17 protein-coding genes are annotated in these 17,491 nt (G+C 65.4%); 8 read left to right on the plus strand and 9 right to left on the minus strand.

The window, feature by feature from the left end; genetic code table 11:
* The first annotated feature begins 22 nt into the window (after nucleotides 1-22).
* Nucleotides 23-631, plus strand: a complete 609-nt coding sequence (locus AB4Z32_RS07660) for a phosphatase PAP2 family protein (protein WP_442121238.1) — start codon at nucleotides 23-25, stop codon at nucleotides 629-631.
* Between the two features lie 30 nt (nucleotides 632-661).
* On the opposite strand, the gene AB4Z32_RS07665 is transcribed toward AB4Z32_RS07660, so the two are convergent.
* Nucleotides 662-1,087, minus strand: a complete 426-nt coding sequence (locus tag AB4Z32_RS07665) for a hypothetical protein (protein WP_442121239.1) — start codon at nucleotides 1,085-1,087, stop codon at nucleotides 662-664.
* A gap of 91 nt (nucleotides 1,088-1,178) precedes the next feature.
* Between AB4Z32_RS07665 and AB4Z32_RS07670 the strand changes: the two genes are divergently transcribed.
* From AB4Z32_RS07670 to AB4Z32_RS07680, 3 genes are read left to right on the plus strand one after another with little or no spacing between them, the layout of a single operon-like run.
* Nucleotides 1,179-1,799: a (2Fe-2S)-binding protein gene (locus AB4Z32_RS07670; RefSeq protein ID WP_442121240.1), complete on the plus strand. Its 621-nt coding sequence runs from the start codon at nucleotides 1,179-1,181 to the stop codon at nucleotides 1,797-1,799.
* A 13-nt stretch (nucleotides 1,800-1,812) separates the two neighbouring features.
* Entirely contained in the window at nucleotides 1,813-2,823 is a 1,011-nt protein-coding gene (locus AB4Z32_RS07675) for an FAD binding domain-containing protein (RefSeq protein WP_442121241.1), read from the plus strand.
* Complete coding sequence (locus AB4Z32_RS07680) at nucleotides 2,820-5,039, plus strand: xanthine dehydrogenase family protein molybdopterin-binding subunit (RefSeq protein ID WP_442121242.1); 2,220 nt, start codon at nucleotides 2,820-2,822, stop codon at nucleotides 5,037-5,039. Before AB4Z32_RS07675 ends, AB4Z32_RS07680 begins: the two co-directional genes overlap by 4 nt.
* Before the next feature lie 39 nt (nucleotides 5,040-5,078).
* Here the strand turns inward: AB4Z32_RS07680 and AB4Z32_RS07685 are convergent, their stop codons facing one another.
* From AB4Z32_RS07685 to AB4Z32_RS07710, 6 genes are all read right to left on the minus strand, one after another.
* Nucleotides 5,079-6,605, minus strand: a complete 1,527-nt coding sequence (locus AB4Z32_RS07685; protein WP_442121243.1) for an efflux transporter outer membrane subunit — start codon at nucleotides 6,603-6,605, stop codon at nucleotides 5,079-5,081.
* A gap of 9 nt (nucleotides 6,606-6,614) precedes the next feature.
* Nucleotides 6,615-7,580: an efflux RND transporter periplasmic adaptor subunit gene (locus tag AB4Z32_RS07690; protein ID WP_442121244.1), complete on the minus strand. Its 966-nt coding sequence runs from the start codon at nucleotides 7,578-7,580 to the stop codon at nucleotides 6,615-6,617.
* A gap of 1 nt (nucleotide 7,581) precedes the next feature.
* Nucleotides 7,582-7,788 carry a DUF1656 domain-containing protein gene (locus AB4Z32_RS07695; RefSeq protein ID WP_442121245.1) on the minus strand — a complete coding sequence of 69 codons (207 nt, stop codon included), beginning with the start codon at nucleotides 7,786-7,788 and terminating at the stop codon, nucleotides 7,582-7,584.
* A 13-nt stretch (nucleotides 7,789-7,801) separates the two neighbouring features.
* Nucleotides 7,802-9,841 (minus strand): FUSC family protein, encoded by a 2,040-nt coding sequence (locus tag AB4Z32_RS07700; RefSeq protein ID WP_442121246.1) that lies wholly within the window; start codon nucleotides 9,839-9,841, stop codon nucleotides 7,802-7,804.
* A complete protein-coding gene (locus AB4Z32_RS07705) occupies nucleotides 9,838-10,314 on the minus strand; it encodes a MarR family winged helix-turn-helix transcriptional regulator (RefSeq protein ID WP_442121247.1) in 477 nt (158 codons plus the stop codon). Before AB4Z32_RS07705 ends, AB4Z32_RS07700 begins: the two co-directional genes overlap by 4 nt.
* A gap of 101 nt (nucleotides 10,315-10,415) precedes the next feature.
* Nucleotides 10,416-11,045, minus strand: coding sequence for an HAD hydrolase-like protein (locus AB4Z32_RS07710; RefSeq protein WP_442121248.1), 630 nt, complete (start codon nucleotides 11,043-11,045; stop codon nucleotides 10,416-10,418).
* Nucleotides 11,046-11,101: 56 nt separating this feature from the next.
* Between AB4Z32_RS07710 and AB4Z32_RS07715 the strand changes: the two genes are divergently transcribed.
* Entirely contained in the window at nucleotides 11,102-11,878 is a 777-nt protein-coding gene (locus AB4Z32_RS07715) for a hypothetical protein (RefSeq protein WP_442121249.1), read from the plus strand.
* A gap of 15 nt (nucleotides 11,879-11,893) precedes the next feature.
* On the opposite strand, the gene AB4Z32_RS07720 is transcribed toward AB4Z32_RS07715, so the two are convergent.
* Nucleotides 11,894-12,406, minus strand: coding sequence for a hypothetical protein (locus tag AB4Z32_RS07720; protein WP_442121250.1), 513 nt, complete (start codon nucleotides 12,404-12,406; stop codon nucleotides 11,894-11,896).
* A gap of 255 nt (nucleotides 12,407-12,661) precedes the next feature.
* Here AB4Z32_RS07720 and AB4Z32_RS07725 point away from each other — a divergent pair, with 255 nt between their 5' ends.
* A complete protein-coding gene (locus tag AB4Z32_RS07725) occupies nucleotides 12,662-13,840 on the plus strand; it encodes an acyltransferase family protein (protein ID WP_442121251.1) in 1,179 nt (392 codons plus the stop codon).
* Between the two features lie 12 nt (nucleotides 13,841-13,852).
* Here the strand turns inward: AB4Z32_RS07725 and AB4Z32_RS07730 are convergent, their stop codons facing one another.
* Nucleotides 13,853-15,409: a TonB C-terminal domain-containing protein gene (locus tag AB4Z32_RS07730; protein WP_442121252.1), complete on the minus strand. Its 1,557-nt coding sequence runs from the start codon at nucleotides 15,407-15,409 to the stop codon at nucleotides 13,853-13,855.
* A gap of 218 nt (nucleotides 15,410-15,627) precedes the next feature.
* On the opposite strand from AB4Z32_RS07730, the gene AB4Z32_RS07735 reads away from it, so the two are divergent.
* Both AB4Z32_RS07735 and AB4Z32_RS07740 read left to right on the plus strand, forming a co-directional pair.
* The gene (locus tag AB4Z32_RS07735) at nucleotides 15,628-15,906 is read left to right on the plus strand and encodes an SHOCT domain-containing protein (protein WP_442121253.1); all 279 of its coding nucleotides are present in this window, start codon (nucleotides 15,628-15,630) and stop codon (nucleotides 15,904-15,906) included.
* Nucleotides 15,907-15,939: 33 nt separating this feature from the next.
* The gene (locus tag AB4Z32_RS07740) at nucleotides 15,940-17,490 is read left to right on the plus strand and encodes a hypothetical protein (RefSeq protein WP_442121254.1); all 1,551 of its coding nucleotides are present in this window, start codon (nucleotides 15,940-15,942) and stop codon (nucleotides 17,488-17,490) included.
* The last annotated feature ends 1 nt before the right edge of the window (nucleotide 17,491 follow it).

Consider the following 17,491-nt stretch of genomic DNA (forward strand, 5'->3'; position numbering starts at 1 on the left):
GTCATCCGCGCGTCATGTAGTCATGTTCGAGAACATCAATCTGCTGTGGTTTTCCATGATCAACTCCAACGCCGGCCTGCATGGCTGGCGACTGGAACTGGCCCTGTTCTGCGCCGAATGGCTGATCCTGCTGGTGCCGATCGGCCTGGTCGGCCTGTGGATGCGCGGGGCGGGCGCGCAGCGCGAGGCGGCGGTGAAGGCGCTGGCCGCGACCGGCTGCGCTTTGGGCATCAATGCCGTGATCGGCCTGCTGTGGTATCACGAGCGGCCCTTCGTTGCCGGCGTCGGCCACAATTTCCTGCACCATGCGCCGGACAGCTCCTTCCCGAGCGACCACGGCACCATCATGTTCACCGTCTCCCTGGTGCTGGCCGCCAGCAGCGTGCCGGCGGCGAAGCGTTTCGGCCGCTCGCTGCTGCCGCTGGCCTTCGTGGTGGCGTGGGCGCGCGTCTTCGTTGGCGTGCACTGGCCGCTGGATATGCTGGGCGCGCTGGCGGTGGCACTGGGCATGACCCTGCTGTTCCAGACGCGCCTGGCGGACAGCGTCTGCGCCTTGCTCACCGTTTCGCTGGGCTCGCTGTACCGCCGCCTGCTGGCCGGTCCGATCGCGCGCGGCTGGCTGCGGCCGTGAGCGGTATTCAAACAGATTGACCGAGGAGATTTACTGAGCGCTGGCGGCCGCGCCTTCCGCGCGTTCGAACACCAGCTTTTTCCTGCCGTCGAAGTGGAATACACCGATCGGCTGGGCCTGCACATTGTCGGCGGGCGGCGGCAGCTGGGTGCAGTTCTGGGTGTCGACCTGCCACATCTCGTCGCCCGAGCGCAGCAGGTAGCTGTCTTCGCCGGTCGAGAACAGTTCGACGTTGAGGTCGGCCATCGGGGTCTTGCCGAGGTCGAACTGGCGCTGGCAGTCCGGCAGCCGCGACGCGATCAGGCGCAGTCCGGCCTGCTTGCTCCAGAAATAATCCTGCGTGACGATCACGGTCAGTGCGTGGTCGCTGCTGTCGATGGCATAGCTGGCCGTTTCGTTGACGCAGCCGGCCAGCAGCAAGGGCGTCGCCAGGATCAGGAGGGAGCGTTTGGTCATGTCAGGAGTATAAAACAAAAATTTCCTAAGTGATTGATTCCTTGGCGGAATAACATCACGCGCGCTCCTCGCTTTCCGGATTTCGGCCATCATGGACCGATGTCAATCAGCTAAAGAAGCGAGCGAAACCATGCCACAAGACGAACACCGGGAAATCGGGCAGGGCGCGCATACCCTGTCCCTCGCGCCCTATGCGCCGCCGCAGCCGCTGAAGCTGCGCATCAACGGCGCCGAACACCAGCTCCACATCGAACCGCGCGTCACTCTGCTCGACGCCCTGCGCGAAGTCCTGCACCTGACCGGCACCAAGAAGGGCTGCGACCGCGGCCAGTGCGGCGCCTGCACCGTGCTGGTGGACGGCCAGCGCATCAACTCCTGCCTGACCCTGGCCGTGATGCACGACGGCCGCGAGATCGTCACGGTCGAGGGGCTGGGCACGGCCGAACAGCCGCACCCGATGCAGCAGGCCTTCATGGACTGCGACGGCTTCCAGTGCGGCTACTGCACGCCGGGCCAGGTGTGTTCGGCGGTGGCCCTGCTCGACGAGGTCAAGCAGCGCCAGGCCAGCGCCGTCACGGAAGGCGAGCAGCTCGAACCCTCCCTGTTCACCGAGGACGAGATCCGCGAGCGCATGAGCGGCAACCTGTGCCGCTGCGGCGCCTATCCGAACATCGTCAAGGCGATCCACAGCGTCGTGCTGCGCCAGGCCTGAAGGGAAACTTTGCATGCAATCGATCTTCTACGAACGCGCGCGTGACGTGAACCACGCGATCGAGCTGGCGCGCGAGCCCGGCGCGAAATTCATCGGCGGCGGCACCAATCTGCTGGACCTGTACAAAAGCGGCATCGAGAAGCCGGTGCGCCTGGTGGACGTCAGCCGCCTCGCGCTGTCCGCCATCGAGGAACTGCCGGACGGCGGCCTGCGCATCGGCGCGATGGCGAGCAACACGGCGGTCGGCACCGACCCGCTGGTGCGCCGGCGCTACCGGGTGCTGTCCGAAGCCCTGCTGAACGGCGCCACGACCCAGCTGCGCAATATGGCGACGGTGGGCGGCAACCTGCTGCAGCGCACCCGTTGTTATTACTTCACCGACCCCGCCTTCGCCCGCTGCAACAAGCGCGACCCGGGTTCGGGCTGCGATGCCATCGACGGCCATAACCGCATCCACGCCATCCTCGGCGCCAGCCCGCAATGCATCGCGACCCACCCGTCTGACATGGCGGTGGCGCTGGCGGCGCTGGACGCCGTGGTCCACCTGCAGGGAGCGGACGGCGAGCGCCAGGTGCCGCTGGTCGACTTCCATCGCCTGCCGGAAGACCGGCCGGACGTCGATACCGTCGTCAAGCCGGGAGAGCTGATCACGGCGGTGGAGCTGCCTTTGACGCCGTTCGCGCGCAACTCGCATTACCTGAAGGTGCGCGATCGCGCCAGCTACGCCTTCGCGCTGGTGTCGGTGGCGGTGGCCGTCGACCTCGACGGCGGCAAACTCCGCGACCTGCGCATCGCGCTGGGCGGCGTGGCCCACAAGCCGTGGCGGGTACCGGATGCGGAAGCCATCCTGCGCGGCCAGGCGCCGAGCGCCGAACTGCTGGCGCGCGCCGGCGAGGCGGCGGTTGCCGGCGCCCAGGCGTATGCGCACAACGGCTTCAAGGTCGAACTGGCGCGTCGCGCGGTCGTGCGGGCGCTGCAAACGGTCATCAGGAAAGCAGGAGCTGAGAAAGGAACCGCGGCATGAACGGAATCGGCGCACCCATCAACCGTACCGACGCCTGGGCCAAGGTCAGCGGCGCAGCCCACTACACGGCCGAACACCAGGTCGAGGGACTCACCCACGCCGTGCTGGTGACCAGCACCATCCCCAGCGGCCGGGTAGTCCGCATCGACGACAGAGCGGCCCGCGAAGTGCCCGGCCTGCTGCTGGTGATGACCCCGCAGAACGCCATGCGCCTGCCGAAGGAAACCAGGGACGGCAAGCTGCAGCCGCCGATCGGCCGCCGCCTGACCCTGCTGCAGGAAGACGACGTCTATTACAACAACCAGCCGATCGCGGTGGTCGTGGCCGACACCTACGAGCATGCGCGCGAAGCCGCGGCCCGGCTGCACATCGAGTACGAGAAGAAGGACGCCGTGCTCGACTTCGAACAGGCCAGGCAGAAGCTGCATCCGCCCGAGAAGGTGCTGGCCGAGGAAACGGATACCAGGCGTGGCGACCTGGCGGACGGCTGGCTCGCCTCCAGCGTGCGCCTGGACGCGACCTACACGACGCCGATCGAGCACCACAATCCGCTCGAGACCCACGCCACCATCGCTGAATGGAGCAACAGCGGGGACGGCGACAAACTGACCATCCACGAATCGACCCAGTACATGAAGGGCGTGCAGCGCATCCTTGCCGCCATCTTCGGCATCTCGCCCGACAACGTGACCGCGATCTGCCCCTACACCGGCGGCGGCTTCGGCTCGAAGGGATCGGTGTGGTCGCACGCGCCCCTGACGGCGATGGCGGCGAAGATGCTGGGCCGTCCGGTCAAGCTGTCGCTGGACCGGAACAATATGTTCGGCCCGGTCGGCCAGCGGCCCAACACCGAGCAGCGCTTCCGGCTGGGCGCGACCGAGGATGGCAGCCTGCTGGCCTCCGGCCACGACACCATCGCCTATACCTCGATGATTGAGGACTGGATCGAACCCTGCGGCATCGTCACGCGCATGATGTACGAGAGCCCGCACCAGCAGACCACGCACCGGCTGGCGTGCATGAACCTGGGCACGCCGACCTTCATGCGCGCGCCGGGCGAAGCCAGCGGCACCTTTGCGCTCGAATCCGCGATGGACGAGCTGGCGTATGAGCTGGGCATGGACCCGCTGGCGCTGCGCCTGAAGAACTACACGGAAAAGGACCCGGGCAAGGACCTGCCGTGGTCGAGCAAATCGCTGCGCCAGTGCTACGAAATCGGCGCCGAGCGCTTCGGCTGGAAGGACCGCAAGCCGCAGCCGCGCTCTATGAAGCGCGGGGATAAGCTGGTCGGCTGGGGCATGGCCACCGCGACCTATCCGACCAACCGCTCGGCCGGCGAGTGCTCGGCCAGCCTGCAGCCGGACGGCACGGCGCTGTTCCGCTCCGCCACCCAGGACCTCGGCACCGGCACCTATACCGTGATGACCCAGGTGGCGGCCGACGCCATCGGCCTGAGGGTGGAGCAGGTGCGCTTCGAACTCGGCAACTCGCGGATGCCGGAAGCGCCGGTCTCCGGCGGCTCGACCACGGTGGCCAGCGTGGCGCCCGCGGTGCAGGCGGCCGGCCATGCGCTGCGCCTGAAGCTGGCGGGCATCGCGCTGGCCGACCAGGCCTCGCCCCTGTTCGGCGCAACCGCCGACCGGATCGGCGTCGAGAACGGCGAACTTTATCTGCTGGACGAACCGTCGCGCCGCGAAGCCATGGCCGCCATCGTCGCGCGCCACGGCGAGCCGGTCGAGGTGACGGCGAAGGCCGAACCCGGCGACGAAAAGAAGAAGTATTCGATGCACGCCTTCGGTGCGGTATTCGTCGAGGTGACGGTGGACGAGGCACTGGGCGAGATCCGCGTGCCGCGCGTGGTCGGCGTCTACGGAGTCGGCAAGCTGATGAACGAGAAGACCGGCTACAGCCAGCTGATGGGCGGCATCGTCTGGGGCATCGGCCTGGCGATGTTCGAGGAAACCCTCATCGACGGCCGCTCCGGACGCGCGGTGAACGGCAACCTGGCCGAGTACCACGTGCCGACCAATGCCGACATCCAGGGCATCGACGTGCAGATCGTCGACGAGGACGACCCGCACGTGAACCCGCTGGGGGCGAAGGGCATCGGCGAGATCGGCATCACCGGCGTGGGGGCCGCGATTGCGAATGCGGTGTTCCACGCTACCGGCAGGCGGGTGCGGGATTTGCCGGTTACGCTGGATAAGCTCCTCTGACCCGTCGTTCCCGCTTTCGGGGGGACGACGGTTTACGCATTAGTGGTGGGCGCCAGCCGCCTGCTGCGCAGCAGCCTCGTGCTCACCCTTGGCTTCCTTGCCTTCGCCATGCTCCCCATGCTTGCCATGGGTATTCTCCCAACCACCTCCCAAAGCCAGGAACAGCTGCACCTGGTCCGCCGCCAGCTGCGCATCCGACGCCGCCAGCAGGTTTTCGGCACTGGCCAGGGTACGGTCGGCGTCCAGCGCGGCCAGGAAGTCGGTGCGGCCGTACCGGTAGAGCTTGGCCGTCTGCTGCGAGGCGAGTGCGCTCTGGTCGCGCGAGGAGCGCAGCATGGCGTTGCGGTCGAGTTCACGGGCATACACCGTCAGCGCCGATTCCGTCTCGCGCAGGGCGTTCAGCACCACCGAGTCGAAACGGGCCAGCGCGGCCGCCGTACCGGCATTGGCCTGGGCGATGTGCGCGTGCGCCGAACTGGTCGACGGCAGGCTCCACGAGATCAGCGGGCCGAGCGCGAACTTCCAGGTGTTCGCGTTGCCGAAGTCCTTCATGAAGCCGACCCCGCCGATCGAGGCGCCCAGGGTGATGTTCGGGTACAGCTCCGCGGTGGCGACGCCGATGCGGGCGGTGGCACCGGCCAGCTGGCGTTCGGCCTGGCGCACGTCCGGACGGCGGCGCAGCAGGGCGGCGCCGTCGCCAACGGGAATCGCGGTGGCGACGCGCGGCGGCGTGGTGCACTGCGCCACCTCGGCCGGGAAGGCGCTCGGCACTTCGCCGGTCAGCACGGCCAGGCGGTACAGGGCGGTGCGCTGGCGCGCCATCAGCGGCGGCAGGTTGGCGCGCAGCTGGTCGAGCTGGGCGTTGACGCGGCTGGTGTCGATCGCGATGCCGCGGCCGCGCTGCACGCGCTCGGTGGTCAGGTTGGCGAACTTCTGCTGCAGGTCGACCGACTGCTGCGCCACCTTCAGCTGGTAGCCGGCCGAGCAGGCTTCCACATAGGCGCGCGTGGTGTCGGCGGCGACCATCACGTGGGCCAGGTCGGCGGCGGCCTGGGCGGCGTCCTGGTCGGCTTCCACGGCTTCGATGGCGCGGCGGATGCGGCCGAACATGTCGAGCTGGTAGGAGACCTTGATGTCGCCGTCGTAGATGCCGGTGCGCGGCAGCGTTTCGGGGATGCCGATCGATTCGCCGGYGAGGCGGCCATACAGCGGCGCTACGCTGCCTTCGACTTCCGGACGCTTCTTCTCTTCGACCTCTTCCAGCACCGCGTGCGCGCGCTGCAGGTTGGCGGCGGCCACGCGCAGGTCGGCGTTGGCGCTGAAGGCCTTGACGATCAGCTTGTCCAGCACCGGGTCCTGGTACAGGTGCCACCAATCGGCTGGCAGCGGCTCGGACTTGAAGGATTTTTCGGCGGCGCCCATGAAGGGCGCGTTGGCGGCGTCGCGCTTGACCACGGCGTTCTTCGGCACGTGGTAGTCGGGGCCGACCGTGGTACAGGCGGCGACCGCCGCCGCCAGCACCGACAGGGTCAGTACTCTTTTAGCAGTGGAGCGGTATCGGTTCATGATCATTCCTTAATGCGTTGCCTTGGCGGCCGGCGCCTTCGCGGCAGGCGTTGCCGTGGGCGCCGTGGTGGGCGCTGCGGCGGGAGCGGCCGCAGGCTGGGCCACAGCCGGCAGCACTTTCACGGTCGCGGTCTGGCCCGCCACCAGGCGCACGTTGGCCGGCACCGGATCGAGGGCGACACGCACCGGGATACGCTGGGCCAGGCGCACCCAGTTGAAGGTCGGGTTCACGTTCGGCAGCATGTTGGCGCCGGTGGAGCGGTCGCGGTCGGCGATGCCTTCGGCGAAGCTCTCCACGTGGCCGGAGATCGGCTGGCGCGTGCCCATCAGGGTCACCTCGACCTTGTCGCCGATCTGGATGCCGGGCAGCTTGGTTTCTTCGAAATAGCCTTCGACATAGAAGGTGTTGCGGTCGACCAGGGCCATCACCGGGTGGGACGCGGTGGCGTAGGCGCCTTCGCGCAGGTCGAGGTTGGTGACGATGCCGTCCACCGCCGACACCACGTGCGAGCGCTGCAGGTTCAGCCTGGCGGTATCGCGGTTGACCTCGGCCTGGGCCAGGGCGGCGCGCGCCTGGTCGGTGCGGGTCTGGCCCTGTTCGCGGGTCTCCTGCGAGACCAGGTCGTCGAGCTGGGTATTACGTGTGTTCTCGCGCTGGGCCTGGGACAGCGCGGCCTGGGCCGCGATCACCTGGGCCTCGGCCTGGCGCAGCGCCAGTTCGAAGCGGGCGCGGTCGATCTCGAACAGCGGTTCCCCTAGAGCCACGCGCTGGTTGTCGTGCACGTAGACCTTGGTCACCTGGCCGGTCACGTCCGGCGCCACCTGCACCACATAGGCCTTCACGCGGCCGTCGCGGGTCCAGGGCTCGACCTCGTAATGGCGCCACAGCTGCCAGCCAGCGTAGGCAGCGCCCGCGGCCACCAGCAAAGTGATACCCACCCGGCCGACCGCCGGAAGAAAATTTTTCGAAGCCATGTCAGGACCAGTTACGTGTGAAATACGTCAGTGCGCCAAGCACGATGACGAACAGGGAAAAATCGAACAGTGCCGGGTGCCACACCAGGCGATAGAAGCCGGTGCGGGCCAGGACCAGGTTGAGAAGGCGCGACACCACCAACGCCGCCAGCGTGAGCAGCAGGAGCGGAGGAAGGAAGAGGCCATAGATGCTGACTTCGCCGATCATCGGATCTCCATTGTCAGATTGCAGTCATAAGGGCAGGCTGGTACGGCGCCGCCTGAGGGAACAGGTCGCGCCGGATGCCGGTGAGCGCCGCCAGCGCCTCGCGCTGGGCGCCATCCTGGGCGCCTTCGCAGATGGCGCGCAGCGAGTTGTCGAGGGCGTCGAGCAGCTGCGCTTCGCCATTCCTGTCGACGGCAGGCAGGCGCGCGAAATGCTGCGACAGCTGCGACATCAGGGGGCTCAGGGCGGCGTCGCCGCGGCCGAGCTGGGGACGGGCTTCCTGCAGCAGGGTCATGTTCAGGCCGATGCGCAGGTCGCGCAGCGCGTCGCGCGCCTGCAGGTCCTGGTGGCCGCCGGCCGAGGCCAGGCGCGGGGTCAGCAGGCCGATGCGGTCGACCATGCGCGCCGAGAATTCCGGCAGCGTGGTCTTTTCGCCGCCGCCCAGGCGCGCCAGCTCGCTCCAGCCGGCCTTCAGCAGGCGGCGCGCGGTCCAGGCGGCGCCCACGGTGCGCACCACCCGGGTCGTCACCGCGGCCACGGTCAGGCCCAGCACCTGCGACAGCATCATGTTCATGAAGGACATCATGTCGGCGTTATGGGTATCGACCATGGCCAGGGTGCCGCAGATGCCGAACAGGAAGGGCATGGCGCGCCCGAAGGTGGCCGGACGGGCCAGCAGCACGCCCAGCACCAGGAACATCGGCGCGCACACCAGCATCAGCGCTTCGAAGCCGTGGACCGCCGGCAGCAGCACCAGCAGGTACAGGGCCGAGACCGGGATCGAATAGATGGTCCAGTGCAGGAAGCTCTTGATGAAGGGGACCGGGTCGTCCTGGGTCGAGAAGAAGCAGCACAGCACGGCGCACATCATCGGCGCGGTGGCGCCGCCCGGCCAGCCGGTCAGGATCCAGAAGGCGCAGCAGATCAGCACCGCGAAAGTGGCGGCGAAGGCCGACAGCGCGGCCATGCCGTAGTCCAGGTGCAGGGCGCTGGGCGGCACGTTCGGCAGCTTGCGCACTTCGTCCGGCAGGCGGCCGGCGACGCCGGCATCGATGTGCTGGCGCAGGGCGCGCGTCTCGAGGCAGATGTCGACCAGGCGGCGCAGGCGGGCGGCCAGGTTCAGCTCGATCATGCCGGCCCAGCCGAGGTCGCGGTGGACCTTTGGTGCGAGTTCGTCGATGCGGTCGTGCAGCAGCTTGCCCTGCCTGGCGATCACGGTCTCCTTCGGATTGTCGGTGAGCGCGACCACATCCTTCAGCAGCGCGCTCCAGTGCTCCGACACCTTGGTGGCGCCCATGGTGCGCAGCGCGGTCAGGCGGTCTTCGATGCCGGAGACGACCGGCACGAACTGCGCCAGGCGTTCCTGCAGCGCGTTCACCGCCCGCCCGGTCCAGCGCAGGTGCGAGGTATCGAAGGGCAGGTGGGTGCTCATCAGGCGCAGCTCGGTGATGTCGCCGGCCAGCTTGCGGCGGTCGCCGGCGGAACGGGCATCGCCGGCCGGATTCAGGGCGTCGCGGATCCAGTGCTGGGCATCGCGCACCGCATGGTCCAGGCGCGCCAGCAGCACCGGGCCGAAGGGCGCCGGCAGCACCAGGCTGTGGATCAGGGTCGCGCAGGTCACGCCCAGCGTGATCTCTTCCACGCGCGCCAGCGCGATGTCGAAGATGGCGCCCGGGTCGTTCACGGCCGGGAAGGCGATCAGGCCGGCGGTGTAACCGGCCAGCATCAGGAGATAGGAGCGCGGGGTGCGGTCCAGCAGCGAGACGAACAGGCAGCCGCCGATCCACAGCGCCAGCACCAGCGACAGCAGCTCGGGCGAGTTGACCAGGCGCGGCACCACGAAGGTGACCATGGTGCCGCCCAGGATGGTGCCGCCCGCGCGGTACAGGCCCTTGGAACGGGTCGGTCCGGCAAACGGGGCGGCACAGATGTAGGCGGTCATCATCGCCCAGAAAGGTCGTGGCAGTCCGATGCGCATCGAGATGTACACCGCAAGCATCGCTGCCACGAATGATTTGACGGAGAACAGCGCCTCCGACCAGGTGAACAGCTTCATGCGCTCTTGCGTTCGGCGGCTTGGGACAGGGTGAGATTCGTGATGGCGTCGGGCAGCCCGGCCAGCACGCGCAGGCAGGCTTCGACGTCGGCCGGCTCGAAGGCATCGAACAGCTTGCGGCGGAACGGGACCAGGGCCTGGTCCATCAGCTCGGCGGTTTTGTAGCCTTCGTCGGTCAGGCGCAGGATCTTGGCGCGGCGGTCGTTCGGATCGTCGTGGCGCTCCAGCAGGCCGGACTCGATCAGGTGGTCGACCACGCGCACCATCGACGAGGCTTCCAGGCTCAGGGTCTCGGCCAGCACGCCGGGTCGCACGCCGTTCTCGCCGAAGCGGCTGATGACCAGCACCGGCAGGCCGGTTGCCTGCGACAGGCCGTAGTCGGCCGCGACCTTGTCGGCGGCGGCCCGGTAGACGCGCGAGGAAAGGGTGAGAGCGGCGGTGAGATTGCTCAGGGTCTGGTCCGATAAGCGCATTTATTTATTCATGTAAATACTATTTGAATGCGAAAGTTTAGCATGCGAAGTAGTTGCTTTCAATGAGGGAGAACCACAATTTTGTGCGTTGCAATAAATTCTTACAAATCAGCTATCCGGCGCAGCTCGGATGGGGTGAAGAATTCGACGTCGCAGCCTGCCGTCCGCAGCGCCTCGATGGCGGCATAGCCCCAGTGCACGGCGCCGAAGGCCACGCCGGCCTTGCGCGAAGCTTCGGCGTCGGTGCCCTGGTCGCCGATGCAGATCGCCTCGCCGGCGGCGACGCCGCAGCGCTTCAGCACCGCGCGGATGCGGCTGGCCTTGCCGAAGATCGACATCCCGCATTCGAACTGCCTGACCAGGGCGGACAATTCCGGCCCCAGCACGGTGCGCACGTTGTGCTCGGAGTTCGACGACACCACCGTGATCAGCACGCCACGCTCGGCCAGGTGCCGCAGCGCCTCGGCGACGCCGTCGAACAGCGCGATCGAGCCGGCGCTCTCCTTCATCATCGCCATGAAAGTACGGGAGGCCGCCGGCAGCTTCCAGGCCGGCATGCCGACGTGCTCCATCATCTGCCGCGTGTTGTAGTGGCGCAGGTGGGCGGACTTCTCGATATCGATGCGGCGGAAACCATGACGGTCAGCAATCGTGTTGAAAACACTGAGGAAGAAGGGGAAGGAATCGGCCAGGGTGCCGTCGAAGTCGAAGATGGCGAGTCGGTAAGTCATGGGTACCGCAGCGTGGGATAATTGCCGACTAGACTATACATGATCCCGAGCCCGCCTTGACCACCGTCCTCGTCCTGAAGCTGTGCCTTGTTCCTGCCCTGATCTACCTGGTCACGCTGGCTGGACGGCGCTGGGGACCGAACGCGGCCGGATGGTTGTCGGCACTTCCCATCGTGGCCGGCCCTATCCTGTTGACCATGGCGATCGAGCAGGGTTCCGGCTTCGTGGCGACCGCCGCCGCGCATACCCTGATTGCCGTGATCGCGGTGCTGGTGTTCTGCCTGGCCTACGCCTGGGCTTCCGGCCGCTTCGGCGTTCCCGGCTCGCTGCTGGCGGCGCTGACGGCCTATGCGGCCGCGGTGGCGGGCCTGCAACTGATCGAACTGCCGCTGCTGCCGGGCTTCGTCCTGGTCGTCTGTGTGCTGGCGCTGGCGCCGCGGCTGTTCCCGCGTATGCATGGCGCCGGCGCACGCAGCCCGGTGCAGCCGAACGACCTGCCGCTGCGGATGCTGGCCGGCGCCCTCCTGACCCTGACGGTCACGTATGCCGCCGCCGGCATCGGGCCGCGCCTGAGCGGCTTCTTTGCGATGTTCCCGGTGATGGGGACGATCCTGGTCGGCTTCTCGCATGCCGCCTCGGGGCGCGAGTATGCGGTAAATATCCTGCTAGGCATGGTGCGCGGGTATTACGCGTTTGCGACTTTCTGCGTGGTGCTGTCGCTGCTGTTGCGCGGGCAGTCGATCGGGCTGGCGTTTTGCGTGGCGGCCGGGGCGGCGCTGATGGTGCAGGTGGCGAGCCGGCGCGGGTTGGCGGTGCCGATGAGGCGGGGGTGATGCCTGGACTGGATGTCAGCAGCGGAGTTCCCGGAATCGCTGCCGCATCAAGAACAGGCGTGCCTGGACATCGCGTAATGCGTTCTGTGCGGCTCGCTTTTCTTCGTTTTCCGTGGTGACGAGGTCCTGATCCAGGCGACGGCATTCCTGTTGTGCTACCCAAGGTAGCTTCACTCGTCGGACTTCGACTTCGAACTGTTTATTGCTCATGCCGGTGAGCGGACGTACCATTTCGGCGAACATTTCCCGCTCAAGCTCACGTCGGACATCGGGACCAACTCGCTTTTCCCCAGAAAGTTTGTTGACTCCCCGAGTCGGCTCGACCTCCAGTTTTTCGGCACCCAGGCAGGGTGAATCCGAGTAGGTAAGCTTGCCTTGTTCCTTACATTTGTAGAGCGTCCGCGAAGGCGCGTGCAGAGTCTGCGCCGACGCACCGGTTGCGGTACTCAGCGTATATGTTCCGAAAAGGCATATAGCGACAAATTTCGGTACCCATCCAATGGAGAGCCTGAGCTTATTCGTTTTCACTAAAGGCGCCTTTTAATAAGTTTCTTCATAGAACTATATTCCATGGACGCCTGCCGAAAATCCTCACATTCCCACCATATAAAAGGTGATTTGATCGCGAATAATCACAGCTAAATGATGCGTATTGACGGAAGTTACTGAATGTAACGAGTGGCCGTATTCAGCCTTGGTGGGCTATCATTCGCGCCCGCTCGGCAATATCGGCAGCACCTTGCCCGATGAAGGTCGGGTAAGGAATTGCTGAGGATATTACCGATGAAGTTAGGAATGGGAGCAGGTGGGCCGCAACGGACGGTCCAGAAACAGTTTGGCCTGATTAATCTGCTGAAGGCCGGCGCCGCGCAGCTGATCGTCCTGCACCACCTGGCGTTCTATGGCCCGATGGCCGATCAGGCGCGGCCGCTGATGCCGGCGCTGATCGACTGGCTCGACGAATACGGCCGCATCGCCGTGCAGGTATTCCTCGTCGTCGGCGGCTTCCTGGCCGCGAAATCGCTCTCCCCGCAAGCCCATCCCGGCATCGAACATCCTTTCGCCACGATCTGGCGCCGCTATATCAGGCTGGCGCTGCCCTTCATGGCGGCGATGCTGCTGGCGATCGGCGCCTCCGCATTGGCCAGCCAATGGATGACCCACGATTCGATCTCGGCGCCGCCGACGCTGTCGCAACTGAGCGCACATTTTCTGCTGCTGCATGACGTGCTGGGTTATGAGGCCCTGTCTGCAGGCGCCTGGTATGTGGCGATCGATTTTCAGCTGTATGCGCTGGTGACCCTGCTGTTGTGGAGTGCCGGCCGCGTTTCGAACCAGCGGCGCCGGTCCTGGCTGACGCCGGCCGTGGTTGCCATTGGCGTCTGCATCTCCCTGCTGTATTTCAATCGCGATGCCGACTGGGATGTGTGGGCGCCGTATTTCTTCGGCAGCTACGGGCTCGGCATGCTGGCATGGTGGGCGAGCGATCCGGCGCGCCGGCCTGGCGAAACCGCCGTGCTGCTGATGGTCATGGTGGTGCCGACGCTGCTGGCATTGAATCTCGAATTCCGCAGCCGGATTGCGGTGGCGCTGGTGGTGGCTTGCGTGCTGTTCCTGTTTGGCCGCATCAGGCTCGCGGATTATCGCGGCCATGGATGGGCGCTGGTGAATCGCATGGCGGCGATCTCGTTTTCGGTCTTCCTCGTCCACTTTCCGGTATGCCTGGTGGTGAATGCGGCGTTTACCCGTTTCGTGTCGGATCAGCCGCATGAGCAGGCGCTCGGGATGCTGGTGGCGTGGATGGCCAGCCTGGCGGCCGGAGCGGCCTTTTATCGCTGGGTGGAAAAGCCCTTGGGCCGGGTGCTGACGAGTTTCATGCAGCCTGCGACGCCTCGGCCATCCCTGTCGATCCAGGCAGGAATGCAGAGCCGGGCCGTTGCCAAGCTGCGGCTTTATCGTTAATCCAAAGGGGATTCATTCCAGCCGGACGGCAATATCGAAGATCCAGGTACGGCGGATTTCGATCACGTCGTACTGGCGCGCCAGCGACGGCGGAAATGCCCCATAGGGAGCCTGGCTGGCGATGATCTTGCGCACTGCGTCGTCGATGGCGGGAACGCCGCTCGACGTCACGAAGGTCACCTTTTCAACGGTCCCGTCGGACCGTACGGCGATCGTCACCGTCGGCCGATTGTGAGCTTGCTTGATGACCTCGCGGATCATCTCGAAGGTCATGTTCTTTTCGATCTTCTGGCTGATCGCCTCGGCGTAAAGGACGAGATCGCGATTCGCATCGGCGCGGCCGAACAGCCAGCCGCGGCGCAGGTTGCTGGCCGAGGGGAGGGTAGAGCGCGATGCCGCATCGCGTTGTGCCGCCTCCTGAGCCAACTGTCTTCCGATCGCCTTGAGGCGCTCTTCGCGTTCGGCTTCCTGCGCGGCCTTTTCGCGTAGCGCCTGTTCCCGCCGTGCGGCGTCGGCGCGTTCCTGTTCCAGTTTTTCTGCCGCCAGGCGCGCCTTTTCGCCCTGAGCGGCCTGCTCTTGACGCAATGCTTCCTGGCGTTGTGCTTCCAGCTGCGCCTGTTTCGCCTGTTCTTGCCGAACGGCTTCCTGCCGGGCGGCCTCCTGGCGGGCGCGTTCCTGGCGCTGCAGCTCCAGTTGCGCCTGCTTTGCCTGCTCTTGCCGGATGGCTTCCTTGCGCGCCGCTTCCTGCCGAAGGAGTTCGGCTTTTTCCTGTTCTTGCCGGGCAGCCGCTTCCCGCGCTTTTTCTTCCTGCTTAGCCTGTTCCTGACGCAAAGTTTCGCGTCGCAGACTCTCCTGCCGCGCAAGTTCCTGGCGTTCGGCGTCCAGTCGGGCCGCCTCGTCCTTTGCGGCCCGTTCGGCGCGGGCAGTCTCTGCGCGGAGCAGCTCCTGGCGGCTTGCCTCGCGTTGTGCAGCGGCCATCAATTCGGTTTGCCTCAGGTTTTCAGCAAGCTGCTTCTCCTGTTCGAGTCCGGCCTGATCGAGTGCCGCACGCTCCTGGATCGCCTGTTCAACCGGAGGCTGCGCGACTTCGCGGGTGATGCTTTCGGTTGGCGCTTCGTCGATGTGTGCAGGGGACTGTCGCGGCACAGGGGCCGTCGACAGCTTTGCAAGGGCTTGCTTGTTCACCGTCATGACGGGTTCGACCGCGGATGCAGGCGCCGAGGCCGCAGCCGGCTTGGGATTCGGCAACGGCGTCGCAATCGGCGACGTCGATACCGACGACACCGTGCTGCCGAGCGTGGAGACGTTCTCCGGCGCGAGCACGGGATTGGCTTCCTGGGCGGGCGATTCCGGCCGCGGCGGAAAGACGCTGTTGCGGGCCTGTGCCGGCGCCGGCAATGGCGCGAGCATGACCCGTAAATCGTCGGCGCCGAGCCGCCTTTCTTTCCATGGCAGCTTGAAGCCGGGAAGGCCGAAGGTCTGGCCACCGAAGGTAATGCTGAGTAATAGCGCGTGAAGCAGCACGGCGATCAGTAGCGCCGTGCTCATGCGCCGTTGATCGCTCTGCATAAGAAGGCCGCCGAAGTGCCTGGTGCTGGCTATCGAAAACATGAGCACAGACTATCACAGCGGTATTCTCTATTAATAGAAAAACAAAGAAAGCGTGGTTTCTTTGCCAGTCCAGCGGCACATGGCGAAGCTGAGGCTTGATCGATGAATTCCCGCGACGCCTTTTGTCGCTGCCTTGATGAGAATACCTTCTAGCTTGGAATTTTATTCAATAAATCATGCGCATTATTCTGATGATCGGCGTCATCCTTTTCTTTTTCTTCCTGCTTTGCGGCGTCTATGCCAGCCTGGCCTCGGTCGCGCGTGGCGCCGGCCGTATCTGTTCCCGCCTGGTAGCGAAACCGGAGCCGGTTGTCGCCGATGCAGCCGGGCGCGATCCGGATGAGGTCGACAAGCTGAAAAGCCTGTTCGAGCTTTACCAGCACGGCGCCTTGACGAAGGAAGAATTCAACCAGCTCAAGCGTCATTTATTTTCCACAATGCAAGTCCAGTCCTGAAGCCCGTAAAACCAGCGTGCTATGATAAAAGTTATGAAAAAGAAAGATAAATTGTCGGCTGGAACAGCAAAACGGGATTCAGACACCGTGCGCGCAGGCGTCGTCATGTCCGCCAGGGAGACGGTGGAACGTTTCGGCAGCGCGAACGCCGAATACATCAAAGGTTATCGCGGTGTCGATAACGAGACCGGCCAAAAACTGGCGAAGGGCCTGGCCGGCATTGCCAAGCACAAGGTCAGTGCAAATCCGGAAGAAGCTGCCAAGAACATCAAGCAGCAGGCCGGTTTTTCGGCCGAAGTGGCGACTACCAGCCGCGATAACGCGGAAGCCATCATCAAGGGCTCGAAACAGCGTACGGTAAGGAGTGACGACCTGCCGCAGTATGGGAAAAACCATAACGTGGTCGACCGGGTTCAGGTTCTCGACGGGCAGATCGTCCAGGGTACCGAAACCCAAATGAAATTCGTCGGTAACCGCAATCAGCTGTTTGCCCGGATCGCCGGCGAAGACGGCAAGTTCGCCCGCTATCGCGGCGTGAAGCTGGAACTGCCGTCCGAACAGTTTGTCGACGCCAAGGCCTATTGCCAGAAACAGGCCGAAAACCTGCGCAAGAATGCCGAGAAGGCCGAGCAGAACGGCAAGCCCGAGGTGGCCGCCAGGTTGCGGCGCGAAGCCGCGAACTACGAGGAACTTGCCGACAACGTCTGCGACAGCGGCCTGACGACGCAAGAGGCTATCTTCTACCGCCAGCATCCGACGCTCGCCACGGTACGCGACATTGCCAGGACTAGCCACCGGGCCGGCACGCAGGCGGCCAAATACGGCGCCGTTATCGGCGGCAGCGTTTCCCTGCTCAAGAATGCCTTCGCCGTGGCGCAGAACGAGAAGGAATTGCGCGAAGCCGCCGGCGAGATCGCAAAAGACGTCGTCAAGTCCGGCGCCACCGCTTACGGTACGGCTTTCGTCGGCTCGGCAACCAAGGCCCTGATGCAGCAATCCAGCCGCGAAGGCATCCGCGCGCTGGCGAATACCAGTGCTCCTACGCTCGTGGTCAATGTCTGCCTGTCCCTGGGCACGTCGATCGCCAGCTACGTGCGCGGCGAGATAACGGAATCGCAGCTGCTCATGGAAATCGGGGAAAAGGGTACGGGCATGCTGTCGAGCGGCATGTTTGCTGCGCTTGGCCAGGTGGTGGTCCCGATTCCCTTCGTTGGCGCCGCGATCGGCGGCATGGTCGGCTACACCCTGTCCTCGATTTTCTACCAGAGCGCGCTCGACGCGGCAAAAGGGGCGGAGCTGTCGCGCGAACACCTCGCGCGGGTGCGCGCCATCGAAGCCGGTGCGCGGGCGCAGATCGCCGAGGAACAGGCCGCGCTGGACGCGATGGTGGCCAGCGAGATGCCGCAGCTGCGTCGTGAAACACAGGACCTGTTCCAGGCGGTCGATGCACTTCGCGGCGGCGGCGTCGACGACCTCGCCGCCGCCATCAATCACTACGCGACCTTGCTCGGCAAGCAGTTGCAGTTTGCATCGCAATCGGAATTCGATGCTTTCATGGATTCCGACGAGCCATTGCGGCTGTGAG

The organism is Massilia sp. 2TAF26 (assembly GCF_052115005.1).
In the GTDB taxonomy this organism is placed as follows: Bacteria; Pseudomonadota; Gammaproteobacteria; order Burkholderiales; family Burkholderiaceae_D; genus Telluria.

Excerpts from the sequence above, each read along its gene's own strand:
- AB4Z32_RS07660 (WP_442121238.1), top strand. The coding sequence starts at position 23 with ATGTTCGAGAACATCAATCTGCTGTGGTTTTCCATGATCAACTCCAAC.
- AB4Z32_RS07665 (WP_442121239.1), bottom strand. The coding sequence starts at position 1,087 with ATGACCAAACGCTCCCTCCTGATCCTGGCGACGCCCTTGCTGCTGGCC.
- AB4Z32_RS07670 (WP_442121240.1), top strand. The coding sequence starts at position 1,179 with ATGGACCGATGTCAATCAGCTAAAGAAGCGAGCGAAACCATGCCACAA.
- AB4Z32_RS07675 (WP_442121241.1), top strand. The coding sequence starts at position 1,813 with ATGCAATCGATCTTCTACGAACGCGCGCGTGACGTGAACCACGCGATC.
- AB4Z32_RS07680 (WP_442121242.1), top strand. The coding sequence starts at position 2,820 with ATGAACGGAATCGGCGCACCCATCAACCGTACCGACGCCTGGGCCAAG.
- AB4Z32_RS07690 (WP_442121244.1), bottom strand. The coding sequence starts at position 7,580 with ATGGCTTCGAAAAATTTTCTTCCGGCGGTCGGCCGGGTGGGTATCACT.
- AB4Z32_RS07695 (WP_442121245.1), bottom strand. The coding sequence starts at position 7,788 with ATGATCGGCGAAGTCAGCATCTATGGCCTCTTCCTTCCTCCGCTCCTG.
- AB4Z32_RS07700 (WP_442121246.1), bottom strand. The coding sequence starts at position 9,841 with ATGAAGCTGTTCACCTGGTCGGAGGCGCTGTTCTCCGTCAAATCATTC.
- AB4Z32_RS07705 (WP_442121247.1), bottom strand. The coding sequence starts at position 10,314 with ATGCGCTTATCGGACCAGACCCTGAGCAATCTCACCGCCGCTCTCACC.
- AB4Z32_RS07710 (WP_442121248.1), bottom strand. The coding sequence starts at position 11,045 with ATGACTTACCGACTCGCCATCTTCGACTTCGACGGCACCCTGGCCGAT.
- AB4Z32_RS07725 (WP_442121251.1), top strand. The coding sequence starts at position 12,662 with ATGAAGTTAGGAATGGGAGCAGGTGGGCCGCAACGGACGGTCCAGAAA.
- AB4Z32_RS07730 (WP_442121252.1), bottom strand. The coding sequence starts at position 15,409 with ATGCAGAGCGATCAACGGCGCATGAGCACGGCGCTACTGATCGCCGTG.
- AB4Z32_RS07735 (WP_442121253.1), top strand. The coding sequence starts at position 15,628 with ATGCGCATTATTCTGATGATCGGCGTCATCCTTTTCTTTTTCTTCCTG.
- AB4Z32_RS07740 (WP_442121254.1), top strand. The coding sequence starts at position 15,940 with ATGAAAAAGAAAGATAAATTGTCGGCTGGAACAGCAAAACGGGATTCA.